We start from the raw sequence: 16,290 nt of genomic DNA on the forward strand, positions 1-16,290 counted from the left end.
TTGCGCCGCTTTCCCGATATCCATGATCGATAAGGTGCCCTGGTAGAGTTGTTCTGGTGGAAAGTGGCAGAAATCCGCCATTGCTATCGATAGCAATCAAGGGGTGGCTTCAGTAATCCACACAAAGGTAACCAGCTGATTCATCTAAAGAAAATTTTAATCGTAAAGGTCGTTAATGCGCGCTTCCAGATGACAGGGGGCGTTATGTTCAAGAAACTACCGTTGGTGACGAAGTTGATCCTGGCGATCATCCTCGTCCTTGTTGCCGGCCTTGGCGTGGGCATTGTCGCCATTACGGAAAGCAGCGGGGAGAGCACCGACACCCTGTCACTGGAGGTTGGGCAGCGGCTGGGCGAGTATCATGGTGCCATGGTGGAGCGCCGCCTGAACGACGCGATGGATGTCAGCCGTTTTGTGGCGACCTCCATGCTCAGCATGAAGCAAGCCGGCATCGTCAACCGCGCCCAATTGAACATCTGGCTGAAATCGCAGCTGGACGCCAACCCTGGCGTGCTGGCCGTTTGGGTTGGGATGGAACCCAACGCCCTGGATGGTAAGGATGCTGCGGCGGCCAACACGCCGGGCAGCGATGCCGCCGGTCGCTTTGTCCCCTATTGGAACCGTGGTTCCGGCAAGGTGGAACTGGAACCCCTGGTCGATTTCGACAAGGACGGCGCCGGGGATTACTATCAGTTGCCCAAGCGTCTGATGCGTGAGGTGGCGATTGAACCCTACACCTATACGGTCGCCGGCAAGTCCACCCTGATCATGTCGCTGGCAGTACCGATTATTGAGAACGGCAAATTCATTGGCGTGGCGGGCGTCGATATTGCGACCGATGGCATTGGTGATGAACTGAAATCTGTTAAGCCGTTTGATACGGGCACTATCTCGCTGATCTCCAATGGCGGTCTGTGGGTGGGCTATGCCAACCGTGACCATCTGGGCAAGCCCATTGGCCAGACCAATGAGAAGCTGAAGGATGCTTTGCCCGCCATCAAGGAAGGCCGCACCTATTCGCACCTGTCCTTCTCAAAAAGCCTGCAGACCGAGGTGACCCAACTGTTCGTACCGATCCGTGTCGGTGCCACCGGTACCCCCTGGTCGATCCTGATCAACCTGCCCATGGACAAGATACAGGCACCGAAGGTGCAGTTGCGCAACGCCATCCTGATTGGTGCCCTGGTCCTGACGGCAATTCTGGTCCTGGCGCTGTGGTATTCCACCCGCCATATCGTCGGCACGCCGCTGCGCCGGATCATCAATACCGTGCAGGCGTTGACCAGCGGCAACCACGCGGTGGAGGTTACCGACCGCGACCGTGGCGACGAGATCGGCGCCATCAATAACGCCCTGCAGCTTTTCAAGGAAAATGCCGGCCGCGTGGCAGAGATGGAGGAACAGCGGCGTCAGGACGAACTGGCCGCTGCTGAAAGCCGCCGTCAGGAGCTGAACCGTCTGGCCGATGAGTTTGAAAGCTCCGTCGGGCAGGTCGTGTCCGCCGTGGCCGAACAGTCCGACAGCATCCGTAGCGACGCCGAGGCTCTGTCCGCCATCGCCACCCAGACCAATTCCCAGGCCACCGTCGTGTCGAACTCCGCCGATATCGCCAATGCCAATGTGCAGACGGTGGCGGCAGCGGCAGAGGAACTGGCCTATTCGATCGAAGAGATCAACCAGCGCATCGCCGACAGCTCCCGCCGCGCGACAGAGGCCGTGGGCGAGGTGGAGCGGACCAACGGCACCGTCGCCGGTCTGGCCGAGGCGGCCCAGAAGATCGGCGATGTCGTCAATCTGATCCAGTCCATCGCGGCCCAGACTAACCTTCTGGCCCTGAATGCGACCATTGAGGCGGCCCGCGCCGGGGAGGCTGGCAAGGGCTTCGCCGTCGTCGCGTCGGAGGTAAAAAGTCTGGCCAATCAGACCGCCAAGGCCACGGAGGAAATCGCCGGACAGGTCGCCGCCATCCAGTCCGTCAGCGGCACCGCCGTCACCGCCATTCAGTCCATTGGCCGCACCATCGTCAGCATCAGCGAGACGGTGACCACCATTGCCGCGGCGGCGGAAGAACAGGGCGCCGCCACCCGTGAGATCAGCCGTAATGTCCAGGAAGCGGCCACCGGCACGCGTGAGGTGACATCCAATATCGAGGGTGTGACCCAGGCCGCTGCCGAAACCGGGCGTATGGCGGCCCAGGCGCACAACGCCTCTGACAGCCTGTCGCGCGAAGCCACACTGCTGCGCCAGGAGGTTCAGCGCTTCGTCACTGGTATCCGCGCCTGATACAGGCTGGGTTAAATTCTGCGGCCCCTTATGTTACGCCTTTGGTAACCGACAATAAGGGGCCGCGATCCCATGGCAATCTCTCTCTCCCGTTCGCTTTCCGCACTGCTGCTGGCCGCCACCGCCCTGGGCGGGGCGCTGTCCGCGCAGGCCGGCACCACCTATGTCCAGGCTGACCGCATGGTCGATGTCGTGTCTGGAAAGCTGGTGGAGAAGCCGGCCCTGGTCATTACCGATGGCCGCATCGCGGCGGTCGGCACCCAGGGCACCGTGGCGGTGCCGGATGGGGCCGTACGTCTTGATTTGACGGGCATGACCATTCTGCCCGGCCTGATCGACATGCATGTGCATCTGACGGGCCGGCACGATATGCACGGCTATGAGGGGCTGGCAGAATCGACGGGCGATGAAACCATCAACGGTGTCATCCATGCTGAAAAGACCCTGATGGCCGGCTTCACGGCGGCACGCAATCTTGGTGCCGCCGGCTATTCCGATGTCGCTCTGCGCCGTGCCCTGGCATCCAACCGGCTGAACGGTCCCCGCCTTTATGTCTCCGGTCCCTCCATCGGGGCCACGGGCGGACATTGCGACAATAACCTGCTGCCGCCCGAATATGACGCGCACAGCCAGGGTGCCGCCGACGGCCCCTGGGGCGTGGTCAAGAAGGTGCGCGAGGTGAAGAAGTATGGCGCCGACCTGATCAAGATCTGCGCCACCGGTGGCGTCCTGTCCAAGGGCACGCAGGTCGGTGCCCAGCAGTTGGCGCAGGAAGAGATGGACGCCATCGTGGCAGAGGCCAAGCGCCTGGGGTTGAGGGTTGCCGCCCATGCCCATGGCACCGCCGGCATCAAGGCCGCCATCCGCGCCGGCGTGGACACGGTCGAGCATGCCAGCTTCATCGATGATGAAGGCATCAAGCTGGCGAAGGAGCGCGGCACCTACCTGTCCATGGATATCTACAACACCGAATATATTCTGTCGGCGGGCGAGGCGGCGGGCTTCCTGCCGGAAAGTCTGGCCAAGGAACGGGTGGTCGGCAAGACCCAGCGCGAAAGCTTCACCCGCGCCGTGAAGGCCGGGGTGAAGATGGTGTTCGGCTCCGACGCCGGCGTCTATCCCCATGGCGACAATGGCAAGCAGTTCAGCCGTATGGTGCAGTTCGGAATGACGCCCATGCAGGCCATCCAGGCCGCCACCGTCAACGCCGCCGATGCGCTGGGTGCGTCCGCCGATGTCGGCACCCTGGCCGTTGGCCGCTATGGCGACCTGATCGCGGTCAAGGGCGATCCGCTGGCCGATATCTCGATCCTGGAAAAGGTCGATGTGGTGGTGAAAGGTGGGGATGTGGTGAAGGGCAAGCCCTGAACCGCTATTGCGCCGCCATTGCCGCTGCCCGGTGCCCCGACTGCACCGCCCCCTCAATGGTGGCGGGCAGTCCTGTATCGGTCCAGTCACCGGCCAGCAGCAGGTTGGCCGATTGTTGCGGGCGGGGGCGTTTGTGCCCCTGCTCCGGCGTGGCGGCAAAGGTGGCGCGCTTTTCCTTGACGATGCGGCCCGGTGCCGGGTGGTCAGGATCAAGCCCTGTCGCCGCCGCCACATCCCGCCAGATCAGGTGCAGCAGGTCGTCGGCATCGCGGTCCATCAGGGCATCCGCCGCACTGATGGTGACCGAAATCAGGTCATCGCGCAGGAACAGCCATTCCGCCACCCCGCCGACCAGACCGACCAGAGGCAGGCCGCCGGGCAGCGTCACCGGGCTTTCCAGCCGGTAATGGGCATTCAGGATGGCGTGGAAGCGGTCAGGCACCGGCAGATCGGGCAGCAAGCGTGCGGCGGCCTCTGGTGGTACAGCCAGGACCACCTTGTCACGGGCCGCCAGAACAATCCGGTCCGACCCGAAATCCAGGGCTGATACAAGGCCATCCGCCGTCCGCTCCAGTGCTTTCAGACGGTTCCCGAACTGCACCCTGGCCCCAAATCGGGCCAGATAGGCCAGGGCTGGATCGACCAGGGCGGCGGATAATCCGCCGGACCCGGCGATCCACGGGCGGCAGGCGTTGGCCCCACGCAGCAGGGTGCGGCGGAAGACGGACCAGAGCAGACGGGCTGATCCGGCCTCGTGCGGCGTGTTCAGGATGCTGACGGCAAGCGGCTTCCACAGCCGGTCGGTCAACGGACTTCCTTCCGGCAGCACATCCACGACCCGTGCATCCGGACCGGCGAAGGCCAGCTTGAGCACCGCCAGATAATCCAACAGCCCGCTGTCGGGCACCCGCCGGGCAGGATCGGCAAGCCACAGGGGAAGGGGGCCATTGCCGGGGCGCAGGGTCCAGTGCCGACGATCCCGCAGGTCCAGAAAGGGCAGGGCAACCGGATCAACCGTGATCAGGCCCGCCCGTCCACCAATCCGGTCCAGATAGGCGAAGCATTCGGGATTGGCACCCAGGATCAGGTGATTGCCATTGTCGATCACACGGTCAAGCAAAGCATCATGCCAGGAGCGGCAGCGACCGCCGGCATGATCGGTTGCTTCATAAAGGATGATGTCGCGACCGGAACCGGCCAGGGCGGTGGCGCAGGCCAGACCCGACAGGCCGGCCCCGACCACATGCACGCTACCCGTCACAGGCGGGGCGCGCGACCCAGGGCGCAGGACAGCGCCACGCTGATCTTCTCCCACTTCCCAAGGCGTGGGCGGTGGGACAGGGCGTCGGGCGACCAGCCACGCTGACGCAGGCGCAGCAGGATGCGATGATACAGCACCATCATGGCCGCCGCCGGCCACAGCTTGCGATGGGGCTGCTTCAACAGGCTGTTGGCCTGATGGAACGCGGCTTCCGCGCGGGCGGCCAGCGCCTCACAGACCTGCGGCAGGGCCGGGTCGGTCAGCAGGGCGACGGGATCGGACTGCACGGCATAAATGTCGATGCCCGCATCCTCCAGCATCTCCTCCGGCAGGTAGCAACGGCCATCGCGCGCATCCTCATCCACATCCCGCAGGATGTTGGTGAGCTGCAACGCCTCACCCAGGGCCAGGGCGAATGCGTCTGCGCTGGCATCGCCCTTGCCGAAGACGCGTACGGACAACAGGCCCACGGCCCCCGCGACGCGCCGGCAATATTGCGCCAGCATGCCGAGCGAGGGGGCGCGGATAGGCCCTTCCACATCCATCATCATGCCGTCGATCACGGCCTGGAATTCCGCCTGGGGCAGGTTGTAGCGCCGGACGGCAGAGGCCAGATCGCGCAGCCGGCCATGATGGCGGCCAGGGCTGGGCATGCCATACATGGCGTCGATGCGCCGCTGCCAGTCGGTCAGTGCGCCGCGCTTGACCTCGTTATTCTCCTTGCCGTCGGCAATGTCGTCCACAGCACGGCAGAAGCCATAGATGGCGAACATCGCCCGGCGCTTGCGCTGTCCCAGCAGGCGCAGCGGCCAGTAGAAGGTGGAGGTACCGCAGCTCCCGGCCTTGGCCAGCCCGCTTTCGGGCGACAGGCGCGGCGGGCGGCGCGACATACCGCGCAACACACCCAGCAGCACCGCACCCAGCCGGCTGAACGCCGACAACTGCACCTTGCCGGCCAGCGGGTCGCGGCGTCGCAGTTGTTTCGACAGGGCCACCGCCATCTCAATGATGACCGCCGATTCCATGCGCAGGCCCGGATTGGCGATCAGGCGTGGCAGGGCGCCCGCCCGGCGCAGCAGCGAATCGACATTGTCCAGCGTCCGGTCGATGACGGCGCGCACGGGGGGCGTCGCCTCCGTCTCCACCAGATGTTCAACCGATCCGCCTGCTTCCTTGAACCAGGCGGTGGGCAGGTAGCAGCGGCCCAGTTCCACCCAGTCATGCCGACAATCCTGGATATGGTTCAGGATCTGCAGCGCGGTACATAGCGCGTCCGAGGCGGGGGCAGCATTGATCCCCTCCCCATGCAGTTCCAGCAGGAAGCGGCCCACGGGGTTCGCGGAATAGCGGCAGTAAAGGACAAGGTCCTGCCAGGTCTTGCAATGGCTGCCCGTGGCATCGCGGCGGAAGGCCTGCAGCAGCTGCCGCGCATGCAGGCCCGATACGCCGGTGGCCGTCTGCGTTGCCTTCAGCGTCAGGGCAGGGGCCAGCCAGGGCTGGTTGCCGATGCCGCTGACCAGCGCGCGTTCCAGCGCATCCAGCTGCGCGATCTTCATATCGGGTTCGACGTGCGGGTCGTCCGCGATGTCATCGGCCAGCCGCGCGAAGGCGTAGAAGGCCATGACATGCGGGCGATAAGGAGCCGGGATCAGCCGGGAGGCGACAGGAAAATTCTCCGCCTCCGCGCTCTTGCGGGCGGCAGGGTCGCCCGGTTGGGCGGGGTTCTGTGCTGACAGGCGGAATTCAGCCATGGGTCCCGGCGCTCTTCATCATCGTGCCCCTAGTTTGCCACGACAGAGAGGCACGGAGAAGTGGCGATAATGGGGCGCGGCCCCGATATGACAAACCCCGCCGGTTTTGGCCGGCGGGGTTTGCAGGAAACGTCAGACCAGTAGAGCAAACCACCGGTCATCTCCATGACCGGTGGAGGCCGGCGACTGCCGGCCCGCGCCACGTGGCGCGTGAGCCAAGGGCGCGGATGCGCCCGCCCGGCGCCTGAGGGAAAACTTAAATCACCGCACCGGCCTTGATCTTGGCCAGACGGGCATTCACGGCGTCCCAGCTGACGGTGTTCCACCAGGCGGCCAGATAGTCCGCGCGGCGGTTCTGGTACTTCAGGTAATAGGCGTGTTCCCACACGTCATTGCCGAACAGGACGGGCGTGCCGTTGAACAGCGGCGTGTCCTGGTTCGGCTGTGCCACGATGGCCAGCTTGCCGGCGGCGTCGGCGGTGACGAACACCCAGCCGGAGCCGAACTGCTTGGTCCCGGCCTCGTTGAACTTCTTCTTGAAGTCGTCGAAGCTGCCGAAATCGCGGGTGATGGCGGAACCAACCTCACCGGTCGGGTCGCCACCGCCATTCGGACCCATGATGGACCAGAACATGGAATGGTTTGCGTGACCGCCGCCATTGTTGCGCACGGCGGTGCGGATGCTTTCCGGCAGTTCGCCCAGACGCTTCAGCAGGTCTTCCAGCGACAGGTCATGCAACTGGCTGTGGTCGGCCAGGGCGTTGTTCAGGTTGGTGATATAGGTCTGGTGATGCTTGCCGTGGTGGGTGGCCATGGTCAGCGCGTCGATATGCGGCTCCAGCGCCGCGGTGTCATAGGTCAGTGCCGGCAGGGTGAAGGCCATGATGATGGCTCCTGTTCTCTCTCGGGGTGGGTGTCGCCCCTGACGCGGGGACGACCGGACACGGGGTTGAGAGATACGACCGCGCCGCGCGCGGGTCAACCTGCTCGACCCCTGAATAATTGTTGTATCAACCATATGGGATGCTTGGGCTTTGCGAACAGGGGCGGAGCGCCTATAAGGCGGCATCACCCCTGTTGGATTGAGCAAGAATGGCGCCCCCCGCCCTTTCCGCCTGTGCCGAGGCGGTCCGCAAGCATGATAATGACCGCTTCCTGACGGCCCTGTTCGCGCCCGCCACCGTACGTGAGGACCTGTTCGCGCTTTACGCCTTCAACCATGAGGTGGCCAAGACGCGGGAGGTGGTGACCGAGCCGACGCTGGGCCAGATCCGCCTGCAATGGTGGCGGGAAAGCATTGATGGCGCCTATGCCGGCACCCCGCGCCGGCATGAGGTGGTGGAACCGCTGGCGGCATCCATCGCCCGCCACGGTCTGGACCGCACCCAGTTCGATCTGTTGATCGACGGGCGGGAGGCCGACATGGACGATGAGGCGCCCGCCGACATGGAATGCCTGGTCAATTACGCCCAGGTCACCGGGGCACCCCTGGCCCGGCTGGCCTGTCAGACGCTGGGCGTTCGCGATCAGGCCGCGATGGAGGCCGCAAGGCTGGTCGGTACGGTCTGGGCCCTGACCGGTATCCTGCGGGCTACCCCCTTCCTGGCGCGCGGCCACCGCTCCCGCCTGCCGGTGACCCTGATGGTCGAACATGGGGTGACTGAACCGGCTTTGTTCGACTTGAAGCCAGAGCCCGGCCTGTCCAGTGTGGCCGCTGCCGTGGCCGATACGGCCCGGTCGCTGCTGTCCGATGCCCGCCGGTTGCGGCGTGATGTGCCCAAGGCCGCCCTGCCGGCCCTGCTGCCGGCCATCCTGGCCGACCACTATCTGGGCCGGATGGCGGCGGCAGGCTATGACCTGATGAACCCCATCCTGCTACGCCCCAGCGTGCGCCGCCCGCTTTCCGTCGGTTGGGCCGCGACCATCGGGCGGTGGTAAGCCGCCGCCCGTGCAACAGGATGCAACGGAAAATCAGGGGGTGTTTCATATCGGAGGCCTTCCCGAACGCCTGCCCCCGGCCCGGACACGGCTCGCCCCATGATTGTCGGAAGATAGCACGAAACGGCCCAGGATGCAGCGGTTAACCCATTAATTTGGGTTTAGTGATATTTATCAATTTGCTCGTTTTACGTGAAAATGTCAGATGCCTGTCTGGTGTGCTTTCTGTATGCTGTGGGCCGGGTGCCGGGTAACGCCGCATCCAACCAACGGCGAAGGGGGCTGATCATGCTGGACGCGGTGCAGGGGCTGTTTCTGTCTTATGTTTCGGGTGGCGGCGGTGTGGAGACGGCCTACCATTTCAATGTCTCCTTCGATGGCGGGCAGACGCAGACACCCCTGCTGATGGATACCGGCTCCCCCTGGTTGAATGTGGGGGCGGATTACTTGCCGGATGGCACCTATCAGGTCATCGTGCCGCAGCCGCCCTATACCCACCCCTTCTATTCCAGCAGCGGCAACGCCTATCAGGGGCAGTGGGTGACGGTTTCCGCCATTGTAAGCGGGGGGAACGGGGCCAGCTTCACCGTGCCGTCGCTGACGATCTTCCGCAGCACCAGCCCGTCCAACGTGGCCATGATGGGCGTCAGTACCCGCATGACGGGCCTGGACCCGCTCAACATCTTCCTGAACGTGCCGGAGATCGTGGCCGGCACCTGGGCGCCCGGTTACATGCTGGACCAGAATGGTGTGCTGTTCGGCTATGATGCCGCCCTGGCGCAGCAATTCGTGCAGGTGCCGGTGAACATGAACCTGGGGCAACGCACCGCGTCCGCCAGCGTTACCCTGTCGCCGCCGGCCAATAGCGGCCTGACGCCCTATGACGCCACGCTGCCCTTCCTGATGGATACGGGCATCGACTACACCATCATCACACCCAACCAGCCCGGCAATCCCCCGCCAAACCCGGCGGATTGGGAGGAAGCCAATCCCGCTGGCGGCCAGATGCTGATCCCGGATGTTACGGTTGGCGTGGTGTTGGGCGATGTGTCATGGGGCTTCAACACCAGCCAATGCGGCGGCCCGCCCGCCAACCCCGCCTATGCAAGGCTGGCGGTGCCGTCGCAGTACGGCATCCTCAATACGGGCCGGCATTTCCTGGCAAGCTACAAGTACATGATCCAGTTGGACGAACGGATCGGTGCGACGACGGGGGTTATGGGCTTTCTGAAGGTTTGAGCAAACATTTCAGGGGGAGCCTGTCTTGGGGGGCGCGCTGCAGGTCGAGGGTGCGGGGGGAATTTGGGCCGCGCCAAATGCAATTGGCATTGGGATCCAGACATCCTCCCGCGATTGCCCCGGTTCTGTGGGGGGCCATCGCAATTGGCGGACCCAGGCCAGCAAGTCGCCGGTGGTCATAAAGTTCCCAGTGCTCGACAGGACGTAGGCGCCTTTGATGCCGCCTTCATTCGAGATGCTGATGCAAACCACGGCGGCTGTGTTCGCCAGCGATGGCGGCAGAGGCGGCAATTGCTGTGCATGGGCACCCACCGCAAACAGGGCGCCAGCGACAATCAGCGGGGGAATTGATCGAGGGATCATAGCGAAACAATGACATGACCGCCCGAACCTTCGCAACATCGCTTGGTTCAAGGTCCACAAAGCATGGCAGTGGCAAGGCGTCCGCTGGGGGCATCGGTACCCCCAGCTTGACGTCGTCCGGTTGGTATTTTGGGAATGCTTAACCCGCGCTGCCTTCCAGCCACCCCGCCAAATCCCTCAAGGCCCGCGTGCTGTAGGCCTTCTTGCGGTCCTTGCCGTGCAGTTCCTTGCCGTTGGGCTGCCGCTCCGTCACGGGCGGGAACAGGCCAAAATTGACGTTCATGGGCTGGAACGTCTCCGCCTCCGCACCGCCCGTGATATGGGACAGCAATGCGCCCAGGGCGGTGGTGCGCGGGGGCAGGGAGGGTTCGTTGCCCAGCCGGTCAGCGGCTGCGAAGCGCCCGGCCATCAGGCCGACGGCGGCACTTTCCACATAGCCTTCACAGCCCGTGATCTGGCCTGCAAAGCGCAGGCGCGGCATGGCCTTCAGACGCAAGGACCCGTCCAGCAGGCGCGGGGAGTTGATGAAGGTGTTGCGATGCAGGCCGCCCAGGCGCGCGAACTCCGCATTTTCCAGGCCGGGGATCATGCGGAACACCCGCACCTGTTCGGCATATTTCAGCTTGGTCTGGAACCCGACCAGATTATAGAGCGTGCCCAGCGCGTTATCCTGACGCAGCTGCACTACGGCATAGGGGCGCTTGCCCTCATGCGGGTTGGTCAGGCCCACGGGCTTCATGGGGCCATAGCGCAGGGTATCGACGCCGCGTTCGGCCATCACCTCGATGGGCAGGCAGCCTTCGAAATAGGGGGTGTTCTTCTCCCACTCCTTGAAGTCGCCCTTTTCCCCATCAATCAGCGCCTGGATGAACGCCTGATACTGCTCCTTGTCCATGGCGCAGTTGATATAGTCCTTGCCCGTACCACCCGGCCCGACCTTGTCATAGCGCGACTGGAACCAGGCCTTGGACAGGTCGATGCTGTCGGTATGGATGATGGGTGCGATGGCGTCGAAGAAGCTCAACTGCTCCTCACCCGTAAACGCCCGGATGGCCTCGGCCAGTTTCATGCTGGTCAGGGGGCCGGTGGCGATGATGGTGCTGTCCCAGTCTTCGGGCGGGATGCCGGCAACCTCGCCCCGCTCCACCGTCACCAGCGGGTGACTGGTCAGGGTCTGCGTCACATGTTCGGCGAAATGATCGCGGTCCACGGCCAGCGCGCCACCCGCCGGCACCTTGTGCGTGTCCGCCGCCGTCAGGATCAGCGAGCCGCAGCGGCGCATCTCCTCATGTAGCAGGCCGACGGCGTTATATTCGGCATCGTCGGACCGGAAGGAGTTGGAACAGACCAGCTCCGCAAAGAAATCCGTCTGGTGCGCGTCCGTTTTCTGAACGGGGCGCATCTCATGCAGGATGACGGGGATGCCGGCCTGGGCGATCTGCCATGCAGCTTCGCTGCCGGCCATGCCGGCGCCGATGACGTGGATGGGGTTCTTCTGGGTCATGGGCCGTGATGTCGCGCGCCACGGCCCCGCCGTCAAGCCCCCAGCATGCATGCGCGCCCGGACATGCGCATCGGCTTGGGTTCCGGGTCGGGTTGCGGTACAGGCGGCGGTTCGGGCGGCCCGCCCGGCTGCGGCGTTGGCAACTCGTCCGGCGGCGGCACTTCGGTCTGGTCGGGCGGGGTGGAACCGGGAAGCGGGGGAACGATACCCATGGGCCGGGTCCTCTCTTGTGACGGTTGCTATCAACCAACCCCGGCGCGGGGTGAATTGTTCCCCCGACATGGTGGCACTGGACATTTCCGATATCGGATGTATCGTGCGCGGCGTTTCAAGATATCGGATTCTCGTCCCAAAATGACTGCTGTCGCCCTTCAGGCCGAAACCCTTCCCCACCGTATTCAGCGCCATGTGCGTGACCTGTTTCGGCTGGCCGTGCCGGTTATCATCGCGCGGGCCGGGATTATCGTCATGGCGCTGACCGACACGCTGATCGTGGGTCGCTACAGCGCGCAGGAACTGGCCTATCTGGGCATGGGACACACGCCTGTCGCGGTCATGATGGGTGTGATGGTCGGCCTGCTGCTGGGCACGGTCGTGGTCACGGCGCAGGCCGTGGGGCGCGGGGAGGAGGGGACGGTCGGCACCGTCTGGCGCCGGTCGCTGCCCTATGCGCTGCTGGTCGGGTCTGCCGTGTTCGGCATCTGCCTATTCGGGGAACAGTTCCTGCTGCTGACAGGACAAGAACCGGATCTGGCGCGCGGGGCCGGGCATGTCATGGCCGTCATGGCCTTTGGCATGCCGCCGGCTGCGCTGTATCTGGCCTGCTCGCTGTGGCTGGAGGGGCTGAAACGGCCCTTGCCGGGCATGGTGGCCATGCTGATCAGCAATGTCCTGAACGTCCTGCTGGTCTGGATGTTCGTCTGGGGCCATTTCGGCTTGCCGGCCCTTGGCGCCATTGGGGCCGCCTGGTCGACCACGGCGCTCCGTTGGCTCTGCGCCTTCGGCATGATCGCCTATATCTGGTGGCATCCGAAGCGGCAGGAATGGGGCGTGCGCGGCGGGTTCAAGGGATGGTGGAACGGCGGGCGCGAACAGCGGCGCATCGGCTATGCCGCCGGCCTGTCCAACGGGCTGGAAGGCTCTGCGTTCGGCGGGCTGGGCCTGTTCGCGGGCTGGCTGGGGGCGGTGGGGGTCGCTGCCTATGCCATCGGGTTGAACCTGATCGCGCTGCCCTTCATGTGCGCGCTGGGCCTGGCGTCGGCAACCTCTGTGCGGGTGGGCAATGCCTATGGCGCTGGCGACCGAACCGAAACCACGGTGGCGGGTTGGACGGGACTGGGCGTGACCAGTGCCATCCTGGCGCTGGTCGGCGTCATCTTCCTGCTGTTTCCCGGCTGGATCGCGGGGCAGTTCACGCAGGATGCCGCCGTGCTGGCTCTGACGGCGCCGGTGGTGGCCTTCTCTGCCTGGCTGCTGGTGGCCGATGGCGGGCAGGTGGTGATGGCGCAGGCCCTTCGTGGGCGTAGCGACACCTGGGTTCCGACGGCACTGCACTTTATCAGCTATTACGCCATTATGATGCCGGTCGGCTGGTTCCTGGCCTTTCCGCTGGGGCGCGGTGTGCTGGGCCTTTTTGAAGGGATTTTCATCGCCAGCATCGTGTCGGTCGGGTTCCTGATGGCGCGGTTCTGGTGGCTGTCGCGGCGCGATGCGCGGGCGGCGGCAGGCTGATTTCCCCTTTCGTTGTTCGCACCCGCGAATGGTGCTACAAGGGGTGCCCGATGGCCGGACACGCCCGGTCGTTGGTTTTGTAGACCCGTAATGACGAGTTCCGCTCGGTGACTTCCACGCCCGCTCTGCCGTCCGATATCACGCCCATCACCATCGAAGATGAGATGCGGCGATCCTATCTCGATTACGCGATGAGCGTGATCGTGAGCCGAGCCTTGCCGGATGTGCGTGACGGGTTGAAGCCCGTGCATCGCCGCATCCTGTTCGCCATGAAGGAAGGCGGATACGACAGCACCAAGCCCTATAAGAAGTCGGCGCGTATCGTCGGTGACGTGATGGGTAAATACCATCCGCACGGCGACAGTGCGATTTACGACGCCATGGTCCGCATGGCGCAGGATTTCTCCATGCGCCTGCCCCTGATCGATGGTCAGGGCAATTACGGCTCCATGGATGGCGACGCGGCGGCGGCCATGCGCTACACCGAGGCCCGTCTGGCCAAGGTCGCCGAATTCATGCTGGACGATATCGACAAGGAAACCGTCGATTTTCAGCCGAACTATGACGAGTCGGAAGAAGAACCCACGGTCCTTCCGGCCAAGTTTCCCAACCTGCTGGTCAATGGTGCCGGCGGTATTGCGGTGGGCATGGCCACCAACATCCCTCCCCATAATCTGGGGGAGGTGATCGACGCCTGTCTGGCCTATATCGACAATCCCGACATCTCCATTGATGAGCTGATCGAGATCGTTCCCGGCCCGGATTTCCCCACCGGCGCCCTGATTCTGGGTCGATCCGGCATCCGGTCGGCCTTCCATACCGGTCGTGGCAGCGTGATCATGCGCGCCAAGACGGAGGTGGAGGAGATCCGCAAGGATCGCTGGGCCATCGTCGCCACCGAAATCCCGTTCCAGGTGAACAAGGGCAAGCTGCTGGAACGCATCGCCGAATGCGTGAACGAGAAGCTGGTCGAGGGCATCAGCGATGTCCGCGACGAGTCGGACCGCGACGGCGTGCGCGTGGTCGTGGAACTGAAGCGCGACGCCGTGGCTGAGGTGGTGCTGGCACAGCTGTTCCGCCATACCGCGCTGCAGACCAGCTTCGGCGTGAACACCCTGGCGCTGAATGGCGGCCGGCCGGAGCTGATGGATCTGAAGACCATCATCGCCGCCTTCGTCCGTTTCCGCGAACAGGTGGTGACGCGGCGGACCGAGTTCGAGCTGGGCAAGGCCCGCGAACGCGCCCATATCCTGGTCGGTTTGGCTGTCGCGGTCGCCAATCTGGACGAGATGATCGCCCTGATCCGCAGCGCGCCCGATCCGCAGACGGCGCGTGAGCAGATGATGGCCCGCGACTGGCCCGCCGCCGACGTGGCGCCACTGATCGCGCTGATTGACGAGCCGGGCCGTGGCCTGTCTGAGGCCGGCACCTACCGCGTGTCCGAAGCCCAGGCCCGCGCCATCCTGGACCTGCGCTTGCACCGCCTGACCGGGCTGGAGCGTGACAAGATCGGCGAAGAACTGACCGGCGTTACCGATCAGATCAAGACGTTCCTGGCGATCCTGGCCGAGCGTGGCCTGCTGCTGGACGTGATCCGCAACGAGCTGGGCGAGATGAAGGCCCGCTTCGCCACGCCGCGCCGCACCCAGATCGAGGAATCGGAGTTCGAGTCCGATATCGAGGATCTGATCCAGCGCGAGGACATGGTCGTTATCGTCACCCAGGGCGGCTATATCAAGCGCGTGCCCTTGTCCACCTATCGCGCCCAGGCGCGGGGCGGCAAGGGCCGGTCGGGCATGAGCCTGAAGGCGGAGGACAATGTCTCCGACCTGTTCGTGTCGAACACGCACACGCCCATGCTGTTCTTCACCAGCCGCGGCATCGTGCACAAGCTGAAGGTCTGGCGCCTGCCGCAAGGCACGCCGCAGACACGCGGCAAGGCCTTGGTCAATCTGCTGCCGCTGGAGGAGGGGGAAACCATCTCCACCGTCATGCCGATGCCGGAGGATGAGGGCACCTGGGGCGATCTGGAGATCGTGTTCGCCACCAGCAAGGGCGGCATCCGCCGCAACAAGCTGTCGGACTTCCAGAATATCCGTGCCAACGGCCTGATCGCCATGAAGCTGGAGGAAGAGGGCGAGACCCTGATTTCCGTCCGCACCTGTACCGATCAGGATGATGTGCTGCTCGCTACCCACCTGGGCCGCTGCATCCGCTTCCCCGTGACGGAGGTGCGCGTCTTCTCCGGTCGCACCTCTACCGGTGTGCGTGGCATCAGGCTGGCGAACGGCGATGCGGTGATCGGCATGTCGATCCTGCACCATACCGATTACAGCATGGAAGAACGCGCCGCCTATCTGAAGCAGGCGCGCGAGTTGCGCCGGGCCGAGGGTGAGGATACCGACGATACGGTGGATGTGGATGCCGAGCCGGTGGGCGAGGCGACGCTGTCGCCCGAACAGTTTGCCGAGATGAAGGCACGCGAGGAAATGATCCTCACCGTGTCCGAGCAGGGCTTTGGCAAGCGCACCTCAGCCTATGAATATCGCCTGACGGGCCGCGGCGGCCAGGGCATCTGGAACATGGATATGGGGGACCGCAACAAGGCGATTGCCGCCGTGTTCCCCATCCATGAGACGGATCAGCTGATGATGGTCAGCGATGGCGGTCAGGTCATCCGCATGCCTGTCCATGATATCCGCCTGACGGGCCGCAAGAGCAAAGGCGTCACCCTGTTCCGCCTGTCGGGCGAGGAGAAGGTGGTGTCGGTCGCCCGTTTGGAAGATGACGGTTCCGAAACCAGTGGCGACCTCGCCGAGGCCGCTGCGACCGAGTGAGTTCACGACGATCAG

General features: G+C 64.4%; 11 protein-coding genes. 6 read left to right on the top strand and 5 right to left on the bottom strand.

Features of this window, described 5'->3' with window-relative positions; all coding sequences use genetic code 11:
• The first annotated feature begins 225 nt into the window (after positions 1-225).
• Together ACT6Q8_RS08730 and ACT6Q8_RS08735 are read left to right on the top strand one after the other, a co-directional pair.
• A complete protein-coding gene (locus tag ACT6Q8_RS08730; RefSeq protein WP_444733215.1) occupies positions 226-2,283 on the top strand; it encodes a methyl-accepting chemotaxis protein in 2,058 nt (685 codons plus the stop codon).
• A 72-nt stretch (positions 2,284-2,355) separates the two neighbouring features.
• Positions 2,356-3,651 (top strand): Xaa-Pro dipeptidase, encoded by a 1,296-nt coding sequence (locus ACT6Q8_RS08735; RefSeq protein ID WP_054168757.1) that lies wholly within the window; start codon positions 2,356-2,358, stop codon positions 3,649-3,651.
• Positions 3,652-3,655: 4 nt separating this feature from the next.
• On the opposite strand, the gene hpnE is transcribed toward ACT6Q8_RS08735, so the two are convergent.
• The 3 genes from hpnE to ACT6Q8_RS08750 all read right to left on the bottom strand — a co-directional run bounded on the left by hpnE (position 3,656) and on the right by ACT6Q8_RS08750 (position 7,546).
• A complete protein-coding gene (gene hpnE / locus ACT6Q8_RS08740; RefSeq protein WP_444739368.1) occupies positions 3,656-4,900 on the bottom strand; it encodes a hydroxysqualene dehydroxylase HpnE in 1,245 nt (414 codons plus the stop codon).
• An 8-nt stretch (positions 4,901-4,908) separates the two neighbouring features.
• Complete coding sequence (locus ACT6Q8_RS08745) at positions 4,909-6,663, bottom strand: squalene/phytoene synthase family protein (RefSeq protein ID WP_444733217.1); 1,755 nt, start codon at positions 6,661-6,663, stop codon at positions 4,909-4,911.
• A 256-nt stretch (positions 6,664-6,919) separates the two neighbouring features.
• Positions 6,920-7,546 (bottom strand): superoxide dismutase, encoded by a 627-nt coding sequence (locus ACT6Q8_RS08750; protein WP_054168756.1) that lies wholly within the window; start codon positions 7,544-7,546, stop codon positions 6,920-6,922.
• 209 nt (positions 7,547-7,755) lie between these two features.
• On the opposite strand from ACT6Q8_RS08750, the gene ACT6Q8_RS08755 reads away from it, so the two are divergent.
• Both ACT6Q8_RS08755 and ACT6Q8_RS08760 read left to right on the top strand, forming a co-directional pair.
• A complete protein-coding gene (locus tag ACT6Q8_RS08755) occupies positions 7,756-8,601 on the top strand; it encodes a phytoene/squalene synthase family protein (RefSeq protein ID WP_444733218.1) in 846 nt (281 codons plus the stop codon).
• Positions 8,602-8,889: 288 nt separating this feature from the next.
• A complete protein-coding gene (locus ACT6Q8_RS08760) occupies positions 8,890-9,840 on the top strand; it encodes a hypothetical protein (protein WP_444733219.1) in 951 nt (316 codons plus the stop codon).
• Positions 9,841-10,342: 502 nt separating this feature from the next.
• Here ACT6Q8_RS08760 and trmFO read toward each other — a convergent pair.
• Together trmFO and ACT6Q8_RS08770 are read right to left on the bottom strand one after the other, a co-directional pair.
• Positions 10,343-11,707, bottom strand: coding sequence for a methylenetetrahydrofolate--tRNA-(uracil(54)-C(5))-methyltransferase (FADH(2)-oxidizing) TrmFO (trmFO, locus tag ACT6Q8_RS08765; RefSeq protein ID WP_444733220.1), 1,365 nt, complete (start codon positions 11,705-11,707; stop codon positions 10,343-10,345).
• A 32-nt stretch (positions 11,708-11,739) separates the two neighbouring features.
• Positions 11,740-11,919, bottom strand: a complete 180-nt coding sequence (locus tag ACT6Q8_RS08770; RefSeq protein WP_444733221.1) for a hypothetical protein — start codon at positions 11,917-11,919, stop codon at positions 11,740-11,742.
• Positions 11,920-12,061: 142 nt separating this feature from the next.
• Here ACT6Q8_RS08770 and ACT6Q8_RS08775 point away from each other — a divergent pair, with 142 nt between their 5' ends.
• Entirely contained in the window at positions 12,062-13,438 is a 1,377-nt protein-coding gene (locus tag ACT6Q8_RS08775) for an MATE family efflux transporter (protein WP_444733222.1), read from the top strand.
• A gap of 107 nt (positions 13,439-13,545) precedes the next feature.
• Positions 13,546-16,275, top strand: a complete 2,730-nt coding sequence (gene gyrA / locus ACT6Q8_RS08780; protein ID WP_444733223.1) for a DNA gyrase subunit A — start codon at positions 13,546-13,548, stop codon at positions 16,273-16,275.
• The last annotated feature ends 15 nt before the right edge of the window (positions 16,276-16,290 follow it).

It is taken from the genome of Niveispirillum sp., from assembly GCF_052437035.1.
GTDB lineage: Bacteria > Pseudomonadota > Alphaproteobacteria > Azospirillales > Azospirillaceae > Niveispirillum.